Genomic DNA, 12,398 nt, shown 5'->3' with positions numbered 1-12,398 from the left:
GACGGCAGTGCTCGCGGCCCCGCCGGACCTGCGCATAGGGTTGGGGGAATCGCGTGGTCACGCGGCGCGCGGCGTCGCCCGGGACGGACAGGAGCGTTGATCGACAGTGAGCGTCAGCTTCAGCGTGCTGGACTACTTCTTCTGGCTGCTGCTGATCATCGCGTTCGCCGTTGAGGCGTGGGCGCTGGTGGACAGCCTGCTCACCCCCGCCGGGGCGTACGAGGCCGCGGGCAAGCAGAGCAAGCGGCTCTGGACGATCATCCTGGTGATCTGCGCGGTGGTCGGCGGCGCGGCGGCGGCGATCCCGTTGAACGGGGCCTCGCCGATCGGCGTGCTGCTGGGCATCCTGCCGGTGGCCGCGTTCATCGGTGCGGCGATCTACCACGCCGACGTGCGCCCGGCGGTCCGGCCCTACAAGGGGCGCGGCAAGGGCGGCGGCGGGCGCTCCAACATGGGCCCCTACGGGCCCTGGTGACCCCGAGCGCGGAGAAGAGCGGATAGGACCGGACCCGGCCGCGGGCGCCACCGCGGCCGGGTCCGGCGTTCTCAGGGGGCGGGATCGCGCATCCCGGGCACCGTGCCGAGCCCCTCCTCCACGACCGTCAGCGCGCGGTCCAGCGCCGCCCGCGCCTCGTCGGCGCCGTAGCCGTGCCGGCGGCAGTGCACGATCACCGCCTGCATCCCGCCGACCGCGATCCCGGAGGCGGCGACCGCGTCCACGTCGTCGATGCCGGGGCACAGCTCGCGCAGCCAGGTCTCGATCTCCTGCTGGACCTCGGTGATGCGCTCCAGCGCGCGGGCGCGCAGCGCGGGCCGGTCCAGGATCAGCTTCACCTGCACCGGGCCGTACTCGCCGGTCTCGGCGACCAGCGCCTCCAGCACCGCCACCACCGCGCGGCGGACCGTGCGCAGCGGCGGCTCGCCCGGCGGCCGGTCGGCCAGCAGCTCCCCGACCTCGGCGAGGCGGTCGTCCACCTCGGCGAACACCACGTCCTCCTTGGACGGGAAGTAGGCGAAGAACGTGCGCGGCGACACCTCGGCGGCCTCGGCGATGTCGGCGATGGTGGTCTCCTCGTAGCCGCGCTCGGCGAACAGCCGCAGCGCGGCGGCGGCGAGCGCCCGCCGGGTGCGGGCCTTCTTGCGTTCGCGCAGGCCCTGCCGGGACAGGGGGCGGGGAGAGTGATCCACGTCACGGAATCCTACCATGACTGCAAACTTGCATCTATTGCAAAAATGCACCGGGCGCGGTGTACTTCGATCATGGCGCGACTGCTGGAACGGCTGGGCCGCTGGTGCGTGCGCCGCCGTCGGACCGTGTTCGGGCTGTGGGCGCTGCTGATCGCCGGGGCGGTCGCGCTCGGCGTCGCGGGCGGCGGCATGTTCGTGCAGCAGAGCACGCTGCCCGGCACCGAGACGCAGCGGGCCATCGACCTGATGGAACGCGAGTTCCCGTCGATGGCGGGGCCGACGGCGACCGTGGTGTTCGCCGCGCGCGGGAACGTGACGCCGGCCGACTGGCGGGTCGCGCTGGTCGTGGACCGGGCCATCGGCGACATCACGCGGCTGGACCGGGTCGCCTTCGCCGAGAACCCCTACGTCCAGGGCATGGGCGGGATGAGGAGCCACCGCGCCGTCGCCGTCCGCGTCGCCTTCGAGGGCACGATGGGCGACATCACGGCCGCCGACCTGGACCGGCTCGACGCGGCCGTGGAGCCCGCGCGGATGGCCGGGCTGGACGTGCGGTTCGGCGGCATCGTCGCGATGATCCTCAACCAGCCGAAGGGCGGCCCGCAGGAGGCCGTCGGGATCGCGCTGGCGCTCGTGGTGCTGCTGCTGGCGTTCGGGTCCTACCTGGCCGCCGGGGTCCCGATCCTGGTGTCGCTGTGCGGGATGGCCGTCGCCTACTCGCTGATCCACTACGCGGCGGGGCTGGCCGAGATCCATCCGACCGCGCCGATGGTGGCGGCGATGCTGGGGATCGGCGCGGGCATCGACTACGCGCTGTTCGTCGTCACCCGGCACCGGCAGCAGCTCGCCGACGGCGACGACGTGGAGACCGCCGTGGGCCGCGCGATGGCGCACGCGGGGCACGCGGTGGTGTTCGCCGGGGGGACGGTCGTGTTCGCGATCTGCGGGCTGTTCCTGTCCGGGATCGCGTTCATCGGGCGGATCGGGCTGGCGTCGGCGGCGGCGGTCGCGCTGATGGTGCTGGCCGCGCTCACGCTGCTGCCCGCGATCCTCGGGGCGATCGGAACGCGCATCGACCGCTACCGGCTGCCGCGCGCGCAACCCGACCGGTCCGCCGAGCGCTGGACGCGCTGGGGACGGCACGTGGACCGCCACGCCTGGCCGTACGCGATCGTCGGGACGCTGGTGCTGCTGGTCATGGCGGTGCCGACGCTGAGCCTGCGGTCCGGGGTGATGGCCGACTCGATCGCCTCGCCGAAGATGGAGGCGCGGCAGGCGTACGAGGCGGTGGCCCGGGAGTTCGGGCCGGGGCACTACAGCCCGTTCCTGGTCGTGGCGCGGATCCCCGGCCCCGAGCCGGAACCCGCGAAGAAGGCGGGCGCGCCCGCGTTCAAGCTGCCCAAGGGCGCCCCCGACCTGACGCGGAAGCCCGACCGCCGGGCGGCGCTGCTGATGCAGGACCTCCGGCAGCGGATCGCCGAGACGCCGGGGGTGGCGTTCACCGGCGAGCCCGTCGTCGCCGGGAAGGCCGCGACGCTCCAGGTGGTCCCCGAGACCGCGCCGCACGAGAAGGCGACCACCGACCTGGTCCACCGGCTGCGCGCGGGCGCGCTGCCCGCCGCCGCCCGCGCGCACCCCGGCGCGGCCGTCCACCTGGGCGGCGAGAACCCGGCGATCATCGACATGGCCGACACGGTCGGGGCCCGGATGCTCACGGTCGTGGTCGCGGTGGTCGTGGTCGCGCTGCTCCTGCTGGTGGTCGCGTTCCGGTCGATCCTGGTGCCGGTCAAGGCCGCGCTGATGAACCTGCTGTCGATCGGGGCGTCGTTCGGCGTGGTGACGGCCGTGTTCCAGTGGGGCTGGGGCGTCGGGCCGCTGGGCCTGGACCAGCCGGTCCCGATCATGTCGTTCGTGCCGCTGTTCATGTTCGCGCTGGTCTTCGGGCTGTCGATGGACTACGAGGTGTTCCTGCTGTCGCGGATCCGGGAGGAGTACGAGCGGACCGGCGACCCGCACGGCAGCGTGGTCACCGGGATCGGCGCGACCGCCCGGCTGATCACCTCGGCCGCGCTGATCATGATCTTCGTGTTCGCCAGCTTCGTGCCGCAGCCGGACCCGACGGTGAAGATGATGGCGCTCGGCCTGGCCGTCGCGGTCGCGGTGGACGCGACGATCGTGCGGCTGGTGCTGGTCCCGGCGCTGATGAGCCTGCTCGGCCACGCGAACTGGTGGTGGCCCGGACGGAGACGGCCCGTCCCGGCGGCTGTGGACGGGGAACGCGCCGAACGTCCGCTGGTGTCTACGCTTTCCGGGTGAGCGTCGAGCTGACCCTGCTGTCGCGCGTGGCCCACCGGGGGCGGGAGGTCCCCGGGGAACGCCCCCGCGCGCTGCTCGCGCTGCTGGCCGCCGACCTGCGGGCGGGCTGCTCGGCGGCACGCCTGGTGGAGGGGCTGTGGCCCGGCGGGCGGCCCGCGCACCCGGCGAAGGCGCTCCAGGTCGTGGTGGCGCGGACGCGTTCCCGGCTCGGCCCCGACGTGATCGCCGGCACGCCGACCGGTTACCGACTGGCCCTCGACGAGACGCGGGTGGACGCCTCGGCGGTGCTGCTGCACGCGGCGGAGGCCGCGCGGCGCGCCCGTTCCGGCGACCACGCGGGCGCGCTCGCGGAGGCCGAGGCGGGGCTGGCGCTGTGGGAGGGCGCCCCCGAGGACGACGGCGACGGCCCGGTGGGGGAGCTGCGCGCGGAACGGCGCGGCTCCCTGCGCGCGCTGCGGCGGTCCCGGGGGCTGGCGCTGGCGCGGCTGGACCGGCACGCCGAGGCCGTCGAGACCCTGGCCGCCCTGGACCCCGACGATGAGGTCCTCGCCGAACTGCTGCGCTGCGAGGCGGCGACGGCCGGGCCGGCGGCGGCGCTGACGCGCTACGAGAAGTACCGGCGGGAGCTGCGCGACACCCTCGGGACCGATCCGGGGCCCGCGTTGCGGGCCGTTCACCAGCGGCTCCTGCGGGAGACCGAACCGGCCGTGCGGCGCGGCGTCCCGCACGAGCCCAACCCCCTGCTCGGCCGCGACGACGACCTGGCCGCCGTCGCCGGGCTGCTGCGCTCCTCCCGCGTCGTGTCGGTCGTCGGGCCGGGCGGCCTCGGCAAGACCCGGCTGGCGCAGGCGGTGGCGCGCCGCGCCGAGCAGAGGATCGTCCATCTGGTGCCGCTGGCCGGGATCGGCGCGGACGCCGACGTGACCGCCGAGGTCGCCGCCGCGCTCGGCACCGGCGACCTGTGGGCCGTGCCGAAGAGCCGCCCGGCCCTGCTGAACGACATCGTCCGCGCCCTCGGCCCCGGCCCGGCGCTGCTGGTGCTGGACAACTGCGAACACCTCCTGGACGGCGTGGCCGACCTGGTCGGCGCGCTGGTGGCCGCCACCCGGGAGCTGCGCGTCCTCACCACCGGCCGCGCCCCGCTGGGCCTGTCGTCGGAGGTGGTGTACCCGCTGCCGGAGCTGCGGCTGGACACGGCGGTCGAGCTGTTCGCGCAGCGCGCGCGGGCGGTGCGGCCGGACGCCCGGTTGCCCCCGGACGAGGTGGCCGCGCTGTGCCGCCGCCTGGACGGCCTGCCCCTGGCGGTGGAGCTGGCCGCCGCGCGGGTCCGGGTCATGCCGGTGGCGGAGATCGGCCGCCGTCTGGCGGACCGCTTCGCGCTGCTGCGCGGCGGGCCGCGCGACGCCCCGCACCGCCACCGCACGCTGCGCGCCGTCGTGGACTGGAGCTGGAACCTCCTGGACGCCGACGGGCGGGCCGCGATGCGGGCGCTGTCGGTGTTCCCGGGCGGGTTCACGGCCGAGGCGGCCGAGACGGTGCTCGGCGGGGAGGCCTGGGAGACGCTGGAGCACCTGGTCGGGCAGTCGTTGCTGAAGGTCGCCGACACGCCGTCGGGCGTGCGGTTCCGGATGCTGGAGACGGTCCGGGAGTTCAGCGCCGGCCGCCGCGCGGAGGCCGGGGAGACCGGGCGCGCGGTGGACGGCTTCCTGCGGTGGGCGCGCGGGTTCGGTGTGGCGCACCACGAGACGCTGTTCGGGGCGGAGGTGCCCGAGGCGTTCGTGGAACGGCTCCGCGTCGAGCAGGACAACCTGGCGCGGGCGCTGCGGCACGCCCTCGACCGCGGCGACGCCGCGACCACCGCCGCCGCCGTGGCGCTGCTCGGCGGCCTGTGGATGGTCGAGGCGAACTACCCGCGCGTGGCGGGACTGACGCGGGACCCGGTCCGGCTGCTGTCCCTGCGGCGGCCCGCGCCGGAGTACGTCGACGTGACGCGGACGGCGCTGTGCCTGTGCGCGCTGAACGCGTTCATGCAGGGGCCGCGCGAGCTGCGTTCGCTGGCCGCGCTGCGCCGCCTGCCCGACGCCCCGTCCGGCACGCCGGGCCGCACCCTGACGACCGTGCTGCGCGCCCTGCCCGAGCTGGTGGGGCGGGACCCCGCGACGGTGCGGCGGCTGTGCGACGGCGGGGATCCGCCGCTGGCCGGAGCGGCCGAGACCGCTCTCAGCTACGTCCACGAGCACCAGGGGGACATGGACCTTGCGCTGGCGGCGGCCGAACGGGCGCTGGCGGCGTTCGAGGAGACCGGTCACCGGGGGACGCTGTTCCTCGCCCACGCGAGGGTCGGCGAGCTGGCCATGGCCGTCGCCGACGGCGAACGCGCCGAACGGCACATGACCGGCGCCCTGCTGGCGGCGCGGGAGACGCGCCCGCGGCCCTTCATGGAGGGACTGTCGCTCGGGCTGGTGGTGGCGGCCCTGCTGCGCGGCGACCTCGACGAGGCCGAACGCCGCCTGGCGCTGATCACGCACGTGCCCGGGGAGACGATGGGCGCGGTCCCGGTGGTGCTGACGGTCCGCGCGGACATCGCGCTGGCGCGCGGCCGGGTCGAGGAGGGCCTGCGGCTGTGGCGCGACGCCGTCGCCGGGTGGCGGGGCGACCGCGACCCGGCCTACGGCGACGGGCCGCGGGAGTCGGAGCCCTGGACGCTGGAGACCCGGTCGGCCGCCGTGATGGCGCACGCCCTGCACGACCGGCTCGACCTGGTCGCCGACCTCCTGGAACGGCTGCCGGGCGATCTGGGCGACGTGCTCGCCCACCCGCTGCCCGCCCCGCCCTCCTACCTGGTGGAGTCGCGGATGTGCGGCACCGCCCTGCTCGCCCTCGGCCTGGTGGACCTGGTGCGCGGCGAGCGCGCCCCGGGGACGCGGCTGGTGGCGCTGTCGGAGCGCTTCGGCCACACGCGCAGCTACCACCCGTTCCTGGCCGCCGAGACGGCCCGCCGCGTCGCCGGGGAGGCCGACCGCCCGGCGTACGCCGCCGCGCGGGCGGAGTACGCCGGGCTGCCCCGCGACGAACTGCCGTCCGCCGCGCTCGACGCGCTCAGACGGTACGGCGGTTGAACAGCCGCCGCGCCCAGAAGAAGCACACCAGGCTGGTCCCGGCGCACCAGGCGACGGCGATCCACCCCTGGTTCCCGATCGCGGTGCCGAGCAGCAGCCCGCGCAGCGTCTCGGTGATCGGCGTGAACGGCTGGTACTCGGCGAACCACCGCAGCGCCGTCGGCATCGAGTCGGTGGGCACGAACCCGCTGCCCAGGAACGGCAGCATGGTCAGCGGCATGGGCGTGTTGCTGGCCCCCTCCACGGTCCTGGCCTTCACCCCGAGCCCCACGGCCAGCCAGGTCACCGCCAACGAGGTCAACGTCACCAGCCCCGCCGCCGCCAGCCACTCCACGACGGTGGCGTGCGACCGGAACCCGATCGCCACCGCGACGACCACCACGACGACCACGCTGATCAGCGACTGGACCACGCTCCCGACGACGTGCGAGGTCAGCAGCGCGGGCTGGAAGACGGCCATCGTCCGGTACCGCGCGACGAACCCCTGGATCATGTCCATGGCCACGGAGACGGACGTCCCGGTGGCCGACCCGCCGATGGCCAGCAGGATGACGCCGGGCGTGACATAGGCGATGTACCGGGCGCGGCCTCCCGACGTCCCCCCGAGCCCCGCGCCGAGCGTCTCGCCGAAGACGTAGACGAACAGCAGCAGGAACACCACGGGCAGGCCCGCGAGCATCAACGTGATCGACGGGTACCGCAGCAGGTGCCTCATCCGGCGGCGGAGCATCGTCGAGGTGTCCTGGACGGCGTACCCCACGCTCATCGCACGGCCTCCTTCCGGCGCCGCCCGGTGAGGGCGAGGAAGACGTCGTCGAGGTCGGGCGTGTGCACCGACAGGTCGGCGACGTCGAGCGACTCGGCCTCGAGCGCGTTCAGCAGCAGCCGCAGCGAGGCGACCCCGCCGTCGCCGGGCACGCGCAGCGTCAGCGCCTCGTCGTTGCGCCCGGCGGCCTCGAACATCCGCGCCGCCGCCGCGTACGCGCGCGGCTCGGCGAACCGCAGCCGGACGTGCGCCCCGGGCACCCGCCGCTTGAGCTCCCCGGGGGTCCCCTCGGCGACGATCCCTCCCCCGTCCAGCAGCGCGATCCGGTCGGCGAGCTGGTCGGCCTCCTCCAGGTACTGGGTGGTGAGCAGGACGGTGACGCCGTTCCCGACGAGTTCCCGGACGATCTCCCACATGGCCCGCCGGCCGCGCGGGTCCAACCCCGTCGTCGGCTCGTCGAGGAACAGGATGCCCGGCGACCCGACCAGCCCCATGGCGATGTCGAGCCGCCGCCGCATCCCGCCCGAGTAGGCGAGGGCGGGCTTGCGGGCGGCCTCGACCAGGTCGAACCGGTCCAGCAGCTCGGCGACCCGCGCCCGCCCGGCCCGTTTGCCGAGCCGGTGGAGGTCGGCCATCAGCCGCAGGTTCTCCTCCCCGGTCAGCGCGTTGTCGAGGGCGGCGAACTGGCCGGTGACCCCGATCTCCTTCCGCACCCGCTCGGGGTGCCGCGCCACGTCGTGCCCGGCGACGCGGGCCTCTCCGCCGTCGGCGGGGACCAGCGTGGACAGGATCCGCACCACCGTGGTCTTCCCGGCGCCGTTCGGCCCGAGCAACGAGAAGACCGACCCCGCCGGCACCCGCAGGTCGATCCCGTCGAGCACCACATGGTCCCCGTAGGACTTCCGCAATCCGGTGACGGCGACGGCCGGAGGACTGGCTTCGCTCATCGTTCCCCTCCTGATGACGCGCGACCGGTCCGGCCGCGCGTCCCAAGGGTCCGGCCGTCCGGCTTCACCCCGGCTTCACGGCGGTTTCGCGCGGTTTCACGCGGTTTCAGGAGGGTGCGGCGCGCCGGGCCGGTTGGCTGCCGACCGTGAGCGGCCCGGCGCGCCGCGGGTTCAGGAGGCGGTGCGGCTCGGGCCCCGCTGGAACAGGACGAACAGCCACACCATCGAGGGGACCAGGATCAGCGCGCCGACGCCCAGGGCCGCGAAGACCACCTGGAGGACGGCGTCGTGGGCGGCGTGCCGGTCCAGGTCCAGGCCCGCCATCCCGGCCGCGCCCCACAGGACCGTCACCACCGCCAGGGCCCCGGTCACGCGCACGGCCAGCAGGCGCTGGTGGTGGACCAGGAACAGCGAGGCCAGGCCCGCCGCGGCCGACAGCGCCATCAGCGGGGAGTGCACGCCGAACGTCACCGCGCCCGGCAGGGCCAGCAGGCCCGTCGCCACGCCCGACATCATCGCGTAGCCGCGGAAGCGCAGGATCACCTCGGCGTCGCCCAGCCGGCGGGCGTCCCAGATCAGGTAGACCGCCGCCAGGTAGGCGCACAGGGCCGTGGTGAGCAGGCCCCCGTACAGGCCCGCCGGGCTCAGCCAGGTGCCGCCGCCGGTGGCGACGACGGTCGCCACCGCGCCGAAGCAGTACGGGGTCAGGACCGAGGAGATCCCGAAGATCGGGGCGTGCCAGGGCTGGTCGGGGGCGGCCTTGGCGAACACGAACGTGCTGCCGCGCGCCACGATCCCGAGGGCCGCCAGCGACAGCGGCACCCAGTGGGCGGACATGATGTCGGCGAACACCGGGGGGAACGCCGTCCACGTCATCACCATCACGAAGATCAGCCAGACGTGGTTGGCCTCCCACAGCGGGCCCATCGCGTGCTCGATGACCCGCTGGTCGGAGCGGCGGCGCGAGACCAGGTGCCACAGGCCGGCGCCGAAGTCCGCGCCGCCGAACAGCAGGTAGGCCGACAGGCCGAGCAGGATCAGGCCGAGTGCGACGTCCGGGTAGCTCATGCTGTGTCTTTCGCTCTCTTCCAGGGCGCCCCAAGGCGCCGTCTTCCCTCGTCGCTTCGCTCCCGGCGCTCCTCAGTCCAGACGACGCCGCGCCCTTCCAGCGAGCTCATGTCCCCACCTTCTCCGGTTCGGCGAGGGGGGAGGGGGATCCGGGGCGGCGGCGCATCCGCCGCAGGACGCTGACCGTCGCGGCCGCCAGGACCGCGTAGACGACCAGCACGACGTAGAGGCCGAAGCGCAGGCCGGGGTTGGGGTTGACGGCCTCCTCGGTGCGCATGACGCCGTAGACGATCCAGGGCTGGCGGCCGACCTCGGTGACGGTCCAGCCCGCCTCCATGGCGACGGCGGCGGCGACGCCCGCGACCGTCGCGGCGCGCAGGAACCAGCCCCGCCATGGCAGGTCGGCCGCGCCGCGCCGCGCCCGCCACCAGCTGAACGCCCACCAGGCCGCCAGCGCGAGCAGGAACATGCCCGCCACGATCATCACCTCGAACGCGATCTTCACGACCTCGGCGGGCGGCCGCTGGTCGGCCGGGATCGCGTCCATGCCGCGCAGCGTCGCGTGCGCGTCGAACTTCAGCATCAGCGACAGCGCGTTCGGGATCTCGAACACCGCGAACCTGAACGGCACCCCGGCCTGGGTGTGCTCGATGCCCTCCATGGCCGCGAACTTGGCGGGCTGGTTGTCGGCGACGAACCGGGAGGCCCAGTCGCCGACGAGCACCTGGAGCGGCGCGCACGCCGCGCCCAGCGAGAACGGGACCGCGAAGCCCAGCCGGTTGTACCGGTCGACCCGGCCCGCCCGGCGGTCGCGCAGCAGCGCCACCGCGTACACCGAGGCGACCAGGAAGCCGCAGACCATCAGCGAGGCCAGGATCAGGTGCATCGCCTGCACCGGGGTGGCCGGGTTGAACATGGCGGCCAGCGGGTCGACGTCGGTGACCCGGCCGTCGACCAGCTTGAAGCCGCGCGGCTGGTTCATCCACGAGTTGACCGTCACCACGAACGACGCCGACAGCAGTCCGGCGATCACGACCGGGATGCCGGTGACGAAGTGCGCCTTCGGCGACAGCCGGTCCCAGCCGTACAGGTAGATCCCCATGAAGATCGCCTCGATGAAGAAGGCGATCCCCTCCAGCGCGAACGCCGCGCCGAAGACCTGCCCGTACTTGTCCATGAAGCCGGGCCACAACGTGCCCATCTCGAACGACAGCACGGTGCCCGACACCGCGCCGACCGCGAACAGCACGCCCGCCGCCTTCATCCAGCGCCGGGCGAGCTCGGCGTAGACGGTGTCGCCGGTGCGCAGCGAGCGCCACTCGGCGAGCAGCGTGATCGCCGGAAGGCCGATCCCGATGGAGGCCAGGATGATGTGGAAGCCGAGGGTGAACGCCATCTGCTGCCGGGCCGCCATGAAGTCGGCGGGGGTGGCGGCCCCGGCGACGGCGTCCGCCGCGAGCGGGAGGAAGCTCATACGACGAAGAGTAGTACTACAAGCTGTAGTACTTGAGTGGGTAGTACTACCTCGCGTGGTGATGTCGGTCTCAGTCGACTACCCTGGCAGGCGTGAAGGGTCTGGGAGAGCTTGAACGCACCGTCATGGAGGTCCTCTGGGCGCGGGAGGACGCCGGTCAGGGGGCCGCGACCGCCCGCGACGTCAGCCGTGCGCTGGCCAGCGAGCGTGACCTCGCGCACACCACCGTCATGACGGTGCTCGACCGTCTCGCCAAGAAGGGCTTCCTGGCCCGCGAGCGCGACGGCCGCGCCTGGCGCTACCTCCCGGTCGCCAGCCGCGAGGGCTACGTCGCCGAACTGATGCTCGGCGCGCTGAACGAGACCGGCGACCGCGACGCGGCGCTGGCCCACTTCGTGCGCTCGGTGTCGCAGGACGAGGCCGCCGTCATCCGCCAGGCCCTGGCCGACCTCCTCGCGGGGAAGGAGCCACCGGCATGACCTTCTCATCGTCGCGCCTCCGGCACGACGGGTCCCGGCGCTGTGACGCCGGGCCCTCCCTCGTCGCTGACAAGATCGCTCACGAGCTTCCGATCCTGACACTCCTCAGCCCGGGCCAGGCGGCGCCATGACCGGGACCGCCCTGCTCGCGTTGATCGCGCTCGGCACCGTCGGTGGGGCGCACCTGCTGTCGAAGGCCCGTTGGCCGTGGCAGGCCCCGCGGCTGGGCATCGCGTTGTGGCAGGCCCTCGGGCTGGGCTGGGGGACGGCCACCATCGGCGCGCTGCTGGGCGCGGCGCTGCTGCCCTACCAGAAGGGCATCGTGCACGGCATGCCCGGCATGCTCGCCGACCAGGCCGGACGGCTCGACGCGGTCCATCTGGCGTCGCTGCTGGGCGGCGTCGGCCTGACGATGGTGCTGGTCGTGATGCTGATGTACGCGATCGTCCGCGTCGTCCGCGCCCGCCGCCGCCACCGCGCCCTGCTCGCGCTCGTCTCCCGCAGCGACTCCGCCGCCCCCGGCACCCTGGTCCTGGACCACCCGGGCGCGGCGGCGTACTGCGTTCCGGGGGTGCGCTCGTCGAAGGTGGTCGTCAGCGCCGGGACGCTGGAGCTGCTCGACCCCGACGAGCTGGCCGCCGTGCTCGCCCACGAGCGCGCCCACGCCCGCGAGCGCCACGACCTGGTGCTGCTGCCGTTCGCGTCGCTGCGCCAGGTGTTCCCGCAGATCCACCTGGTGGGCCGCTGCCTGGACGCCGTCGAGCTGCTGATCGAGATGGCCGCCGACGACCGGGCCCGGCGCCACCGGGAGCCGAAGGAGCTGGCCACGGCGCTGCTGCGGTTCGCCGCCGCCCGCCCCGGCCCGGCCCCGTCGGGGACGCTGGGCGTCGCGACCGCCGACGACATCCCGGTGATCGCCCGGGTGAACCGCCTGCTCAAGCCGCAGCCGGTGCCGCGCCGGACCCGGATCGCCGCGACCGCCGCGATCCCGGTCCTGGCGCTGCTGCCGCTGTGGCTGTACGTCATCCCGCACTGAGCGTC

Annotated in this window: 10 protein-coding genes; 5 read left to right on the top strand and 5 right to left on the bottom strand. The window is 74.5% G+C overall.

The genetic code is table 11. The features are described from left to right. Positions 1–106 precede the first annotated feature (106 nt). Positions 107–475 carry a DUF2516 family protein gene (locus AKI01S_RS21655; protein WP_245681721.1) on the top strand — a complete coding sequence of 123 codons (369 nt, stop codon included), beginning with the start codon at positions 107–109 and terminating at the stop codon, positions 473–475. Between the two features lie 71 nt (positions 476–546). Here AKI01S_RS21655 and AKI01S_RS21650 read toward each other — a convergent pair whose 3' ends face one another. Continuing rightward, positions 547–1,188: a TetR family transcriptional regulator gene (locus AKI01S_RS21650; RefSeq protein ID WP_245681720.1), complete on the bottom strand. Its 642-nt coding sequence runs from the start codon at positions 1,186–1,188 to the stop codon at positions 547–549. A 72-nt stretch (positions 1,189–1,260) separates the two neighbouring features. Here AKI01S_RS21650 and AKI01S_RS21645 point away from each other — a divergent pair, with 72 nt between their 5' ends. Both AKI01S_RS21645 and AKI01S_RS21640 read left to right on the top strand, forming a co-directional pair. Next, on the top strand, positions 1,261–3,504 hold the full coding sequence (locus AKI01S_RS21645) for an MMPL family transporter (RefSeq protein WP_169813992.1): 2,244 nt from the start codon (positions 1,261–1,263) through the stop codon (positions 3,502–3,504). Next, positions 3,501–6,623: an ATP-binding protein gene (locus AKI01S_RS21640; RefSeq protein ID WP_067820811.1), complete on the top strand. Its 3,123-nt coding sequence runs from the start codon at positions 3,501–3,503 to the stop codon at positions 6,621–6,623. Before AKI01S_RS21645 ends, AKI01S_RS21640 begins: the two co-directional genes overlap by 4 nt. On the opposite strand, the gene AKI01S_RS21635 is transcribed toward AKI01S_RS21640, so the two are convergent. The 4 genes from AKI01S_RS21635 to AKI01S_RS21620 all read right to left on the bottom strand — a co-directional run bounded on the left by AKI01S_RS21635 (position 6,604) and on the right by AKI01S_RS21620 (position 10,878). Continuing rightward, positions 6,604–7,389 carry an ABC transporter permease gene (locus tag AKI01S_RS21635; RefSeq protein WP_067820807.1) on the bottom strand — a complete coding sequence of 262 codons (786 nt, stop codon included), beginning with the start codon at positions 7,387–7,389 and terminating at the stop codon, positions 6,604–6,606. The two genes, AKI01S_RS21640 and AKI01S_RS21635, sit on opposite strands and share 20 nt — an antisense overlap. Then, the gene (locus tag AKI01S_RS21630; protein ID WP_067820804.1) at positions 7,386–8,336 is read right to left on the bottom strand and encodes an ATP-binding cassette domain-containing protein; all 951 of its coding nucleotides are present in this window, start codon (positions 8,334–8,336) and stop codon (positions 7,386–7,388) included. Before AKI01S_RS21630 ends, AKI01S_RS21635 begins: the two co-directional genes overlap by 4 nt. A 171-nt stretch (positions 8,337–8,507) precedes the next feature. Beyond that, the gene (locus AKI01S_RS21625) at positions 8,508–9,404 is read right to left on the bottom strand and encodes a cytochrome d ubiquinol oxidase subunit II (RefSeq protein ID WP_067820801.1); all 897 of its coding nucleotides are present in this window, start codon (positions 9,402–9,404) and stop codon (positions 8,508–8,510) included. A gap of 106 nt (positions 9,405–9,510) precedes the next feature. After that, positions 9,511–10,878 carry a cytochrome ubiquinol oxidase subunit I gene (locus tag AKI01S_RS21620; RefSeq protein WP_067820798.1) on the bottom strand — a complete coding sequence of 456 codons (1,368 nt, stop codon included), beginning with the start codon at positions 10,876–10,878 and terminating at the stop codon, positions 9,511–9,513. Positions 10,879–10,970: 92 nt separating this feature from the next. Here AKI01S_RS21620 and AKI01S_RS21615 point away from each other — a divergent pair, with 92 nt between their 5' ends. Together AKI01S_RS21615 and AKI01S_RS21610 are read left to right on the top strand one after the other, a co-directional pair. Then, the gene (locus AKI01S_RS21615) at positions 10,971–11,357 is read left to right on the top strand and encodes a BlaI/MecI/CopY family transcriptional regulator (protein WP_084000008.1); all 387 of its coding nucleotides are present in this window, start codon (positions 10,971–10,973) and stop codon (positions 11,355–11,357) included. A gap of 127 nt (positions 11,358–11,484) precedes the next feature. Next, positions 11,485–12,393, top strand: coding sequence for a M56 family metallopeptidase (locus tag AKI01S_RS21610; RefSeq protein WP_067820792.1), 909 nt, complete (start codon positions 11,485–11,487; stop codon positions 12,391–12,393). The last annotated feature ends 5 nt before the right edge of the window (positions 12,394–12,398 follow it).

The sequence above is a fragment of the Actinomadura kijaniata NBRC 14229 genome (assembly GCF_001552175.1).
In the GTDB taxonomy this organism is placed as follows: Bacteria; Actinomycetota; Actinomycetes; order Streptosporangiales; family Streptosporangiaceae; genus Spirillospora; species Spirillospora kijaniata.
This window is presented reverse-complemented; position numbering and strand designations above follow the sequence as displayed.